This window comes from Kingella pumchi (assembly GCF_022288825.1).
Lineage (GTDB): Bacteria > Pseudomonadota > Gammaproteobacteria > Burkholderiales > Neisseriaceae > Kingella_D > Kingella_D pumchi.
The window spans coordinates 90,175-94,604 of sequence record NZ_JAKOOW010000023.1 but is presented as its reverse complement, the minus strand read 5'-3'; the positions used below and the strand labels follow the sequence as shown (position 1 = coordinate 94,604).

5 protein-coding genes are annotated in these 4,430 nt (G+C 54.0%); all 5 read left to right on the top strand.

The window, feature by feature from the left end; genetic code table 11:
• Window positions 1-1,248 (top strand): PIN domain-containing protein (locus MB824_RS06075; protein WP_238746813.1); only part of this gene is annotated, 1,248 nt, incomplete at its 5' end.
• 232 nt (window positions 1,249-1,480) lie between these two features.
• Entirely contained in the window at window positions 1,481-2,242 is a 762-nt protein-coding gene (locus tag MB824_RS06070) for an SDR family oxidoreductase (protein ID WP_238746812.1), read from the top strand.
• Between the two features lie 67 nt (window positions 2,243-2,309).
• Window positions 2,310-2,762, top strand: coding sequence for an EVE domain-containing protein (locus MB824_RS06065; protein WP_009427618.1), 453 nt, complete (start codon window positions 2,310-2,312; stop codon window positions 2,760-2,762).
• A gap of 77 nt (window positions 2,763-2,839) precedes the next feature.
• Window positions 2,840-3,667: a bifunctional transcriptional activator/DNA repair enzyme AdaA gene (locus MB824_RS06060; protein WP_238746809.1), complete on the top strand. Its 828-nt coding sequence runs from the start codon at window positions 2,840-2,842 to the stop codon at window positions 3,665-3,667.
• On the top strand, window positions 3,664-4,284 hold the full coding sequence (locus MB824_RS06055) for an alpha-ketoglutarate-dependent dioxygenase AlkB family protein (protein WP_238746806.1): 621 nt from the start codon (window positions 3,664-3,666) through the stop codon (window positions 4,282-4,284). The genes MB824_RS06060 and MB824_RS06055 overlap by 4 nt, the downstream gene beginning before the upstream one ends.
• Window positions 4,285-4,430 lie beyond the last annotated feature (146 nt).

Here is a 4,430-nt window from a genome sequence, read left to right as displayed (position 1 = left end):
TTTTTAGTTTACAATGGGTTATCTTCATTTTTGCAGTCTAACATGACTGCTTATCTAGTACAGCCCCATTTAAAAACCGTCAGGCATGAATGCCCGACTGACAGAATTAAAACCATGAAACACTTGCTCATAGATTTTGAAAACGTCCAACCACAAAATTTGGATAAACTGCCAGTAGAAAACACGCATGTTTGGCTGTTTATCGGCGTCATGCACAAAATGCTGCCGGTCAGCCTGGTTAAATCCCTGCTGCGTTTTGGCGAACGCGCCCATCTTGTGCATTTGCAGAAAATGGGCAAAAACGCCTTGGATTTTTATTTGAGCTACTATCTCGGGCAAATTACCGCCACCGACCCAAATGCCCAAATCGGCATACTCTCGCGCGATGGCGGTTACGATGTTTTGGTTGAGCACATTTTAGAAAACCAATACGCTCAAAATATCATTCGCTTAGCCGGCATAGAAGAAGTGCAGCATGAAAAAATCACTGCTTCCCAGCCCGTGCCGTTGATTGAAACCGCGCAACCATCCGAACCATCCAAACCATCCAAACCGCAGCAACCGTTAGCCCCTTATTTTCAGGCTGCCTTGACCGCGCTGCGAAAGCCCGATGCCTTCCGCCCCAATTATCTGCACAATTTGCAGCAGAATTTGCGCAAATATATTTTGCATGATTTGTTTGCCGATAAAACGGACGAAGAATGCGAAGCCACAACCATTGCAGTAACCAATAAACTTAAAGCGCAAAACCTGATTCAAATCGATGAGCAAAATCGCGTGTCTTATCACGTGAGCGATGCGGATTTATTACAAAAAATCCAACGTTATATTCTGAGTCAAAAGCCCAAAACCTATGCAGATTTTCAGGCTGCCGTGGAAAACCGTGCAAACGCATTGTGTTTGAACATCAGCCAAGACGATATTCAAGCGTTTGCATACTATTTGGGTGAGCAGAATTTAATCCGCCAAGAGAGCGGAAAAATAGAATATGCACCTTTTGCAGAACCCAAGCCGAAGCCAACTCCAAAGCAGCCTGAAAATTATCAGCCCGATGAAACGGTATGGAAAAAGATAACGGCTGCTTTATCGGCTTCAAAGCCGAACAGACCAAATAAGGTTAGCGCGTTGCGTAACATGATTAAATCCCTTGCAAAATACAGCGACCAAGAAACGGAAAAGCTGGTACAACATTTGCAGGTCAAAAAAATTCTGCGTCTTGACGGGACAAAAATCGTCTATCTCAAATAAGCCGATACGCCGTCTGAAAACTTTTCAGGCAGTAGGTCGGGCATTGATGCCCGACAAGCCAGGACAAATTTAAAAACCGTCGGGCATAAATGCCCGACCTACTTATGCCCGATACGCCGTCTGAAAGCTCCAAAGGTAGCCTGAAAACTCCGCAAGAATCGGGTCGTTTGCATCGCGTCTTTTCCTTAAAATCCGTCCCTGTTACCAAGCAACTGACAGAAAAGGAAAAACCATGCAAAACGATTTTTTGAATCTGAATGGCAAAGTCGCCGCCGTTATCGGCGCGTCGTCGGGCATTGGCAGGGCAACGGCCTTGCTGTTGGCGAAACAGGGCGCGGCGGTGGTGTTGTGTGCGCGGCGGGCGGACGAATTGGCGCAGACGGCGGCGTTGGTGCGCGAGGCGGGTGGCAGGGCGGAAACGGTAGCGGGCGACGCGCGGCAGCCTGAAACCCATGCGGCGGTGGTGCGTACGGCGGAACAGGTTTTCGGCGGGCTGGATATTGCGGTCAACAATGTTGGCGCACTGGGCGTGTACAAGCCGCTTGCCGAGCTGTCGCCCGATGAATGGCGCGACACGCTAGAGAGTAATTTGACTACCGCATTTTTGGGCGCGCGCAGCCAAATCCCGGCGATGCTGGCGCGCGGCGGCGGAGCGCTGGTGTTCACATCTAGCTTTGTCGGCAGCAGCGTTGCCCTGCCGAACCTGTCGGCGTACGGCACGGCAAAAGCGGCGTTGAGCGCGTTGGTAAAAGGCATTACTGCCGATTATGCGGCACAGGGCATCCGCGCCAACGCGGTGCTTTCGGGCGGTGTGGATACGAATATGGCGGGCAACGCGGAGCAAAAGGCGTGGGCGGCGGGGCTGCACGCGGTCAAACGCATCGCGCAGCCTGAAGAAATCGCCTCGGTGATTGCCTTTCTTGCCAGCCCAGCGGCGAGTTTTGTCACCGGCGCGTCGCTGTTTGCCGACGGCGGCAATTCATCGGTGAAATAGGGTTCTGCCCGACGGCGTTTCAGGCTGCCTGAAATGCCGTCGGGCACCTTCAATCACAGGAGCATATATGAAATATTGGATAGGCACAGTTTCCCAAGAACACGTTTTACGCGGTGTCGCAGGCGGCTTTTGCCAAGTCTGCCACGGCAAAGCCGCCCCGCTCAACCGCATGAAACGCGGCGACTGGCTGCTGTATTACAGCCCAAAAATCCGTTTGGACGGCAACGAAAAGCTGCAAGCCTTTACCGCGTTCGGGCAAATTCTGGACGAGCGAGCCTATCCATTTCAGATGAGTGAAACTTTTATCCCGTTTCGCCGCAATGTGGCGTATGCCCAAATTGTGCGCGATTGTCCGCTAGACATCGCCCGCCAGCATGGCGAATGGAAACAATACGCCAGCCTGCTGCGCTACGGGCATTTTGAAATTTCGCAAGATTTTTTTAACCGGGTTACAAGCTATATGCTCAGGCAGCCTGAAAACGCATCCGCACCCAATCCACAGCAAGCAAGTTTGTTTTAACGTTTCAGGCTGCCTGAAATACTGTCGGGCAAACTGCAAAAGCGTTTTTCCTTTATCTAAAACAAACTGGAAATACGATGACTCCCGCCGAACAAATCCAATTCGCCCGCATCGCCGCCGCGATAGAGTTTCTCTACGACCACCACCGCGAGCAGCCCGACCTGGCCGCCGTTGCCGCACACGTCCACCTCAGCCCCCAGCACTTGCAGCGGCAATTTCAGCAGTGGGCGGGCATCAGCCCGAAAAAAATGCTGCAACACATCAGCATTGAAAACGCCAAACGCATCTTGCACGCGCAAGGCAGCGTGCAGGATGCCGCGCTGGCAAGCGGCCTAAGCGGCACCGGGCGGCTGCACGACCTCTTTACCACCATAGAAGGCATGACCCCGGGCGAATACAAAAACGGCGGCGCCGGCCTGCAAATAGACTGGCAGCTCGCCGCCAGCCCCTACGGCAGCGTGTTGGTCGCCAACACCGGCAAAGGCATCTGCTTCCTCAGTTTCGCCGACGACCCCGCCGCCGAACGCGCGCGCCTGCAAGCCCTTTTCCCCAATGCCGAACTGCGCAACGCCGCCAGCGAAATGCAGGCACAAGCTCTGCACGCCCTGCAACATCCGCCGCAGCAGCTGATCGCTTTGCACATCAAAGGCACACCGTTCCAACTCAAAGTATGGCAGGCACTGCTCAACATCCCGCGCGGACAACTCGCCGACTACGGCACACTCGCCGCGCGCATCGGACATCCCAAAGCCTGCCGCGCCGTCGGCACCGCAGTCGGCAGCAACCCCGTCGCCGTGCTGATACCCTGCCACCGCGTTATCCGCCAAACCGGTATGGTTGGCGGCTACCGCTGGCATCGCGGGCGGAAAATCGCCCTGTTGGGCAAGGAATTGGAATCAACATGAACCTGTTCAGTCCCCACCCCGACGACAACCTGCTGCCCTACGACGGCATCGTCAACGACTACGGCGTCATTTTCACCCTGCAGCAAGCTGATGATTACCTTGCCTATTTGGAGCACAACATCGCATGGCGGCACGATGAAGCCGTTATCTACGGCAAACACATCATTACCGCCCGCCAAGTCGCTTGGTACGGCGAGCAAAATTTCGCCTACACCTATTCCGGCACCACCCGCACCGCCCTGCCGTGGGACGGCGTGTTATCCGACATCAAACAGCAGGTAGAACAACAGCTTGCCGCCGTCAGCCCCGTCTGCTTCAACTCCTGCCTGCTCAACCGCTACGCCGACGGCAGTCAGGGCATGGCGTGGCACAGCGACGACGAAGCCAGTCTGGGCAAAAACAGCGTAATTGCCTCCGTCAGCTTCGGCGCAACGCGGAAATTCGCCTTCAAACACAAACAAACACAGGAAAAGCGCGAATTCATGCTGCAACACGGGCAGCTCATCGTGATGCGCGTCAGCACCCAAACCCACTGGCGGCACGCCGTGATGAAAAGCAGCAAAATCCACACCCCGCGCATCAACCTGACCTTCCGCACCATGCTGCCGCAGGGCTAGGTTTTTGGTTTACAGACGGCGTTTTCAGGCAGCCTGAAAAATAGACCTTTTGCGAAAGTATCCTGAAGATTTACAATTCCCAAATGAAATACGAAAACCTAATCCAAAGAAGCGACAGGGAATTCAAACGGCTCACAGGTGTAACA

What these genes read in the sequence shown, in the direction of transcription:
- MB824_RS06065 (WP_009427618.1), top strand. Translation starts at nt 2,310, where the DNA reads ATGAAATATTGGATAGGCACAGTTTCCCAAGAACACGTTTTACGCGGT.
- MB824_RS06070 (WP_238746812.1), top strand. Translation starts at nt 1,481, where the DNA reads ATGCAAAACGATTTTTTGAATCTGAATGGCAAAGTCGCCGCCGTTATC.
- MB824_RS06055 (WP_238746806.1), top strand. Translation starts at nt 3,664, where the DNA reads ATGAACCTGTTCAGTCCCCACCCCGACGACAACCTGCTGCCCTACGAC.
- MB824_RS06060 (WP_238746809.1), top strand. Translation starts at nt 2,840, where the DNA reads ATGACTCCCGCCGAACAAATCCAATTCGCCCGCATCGCCGCCGCGATA.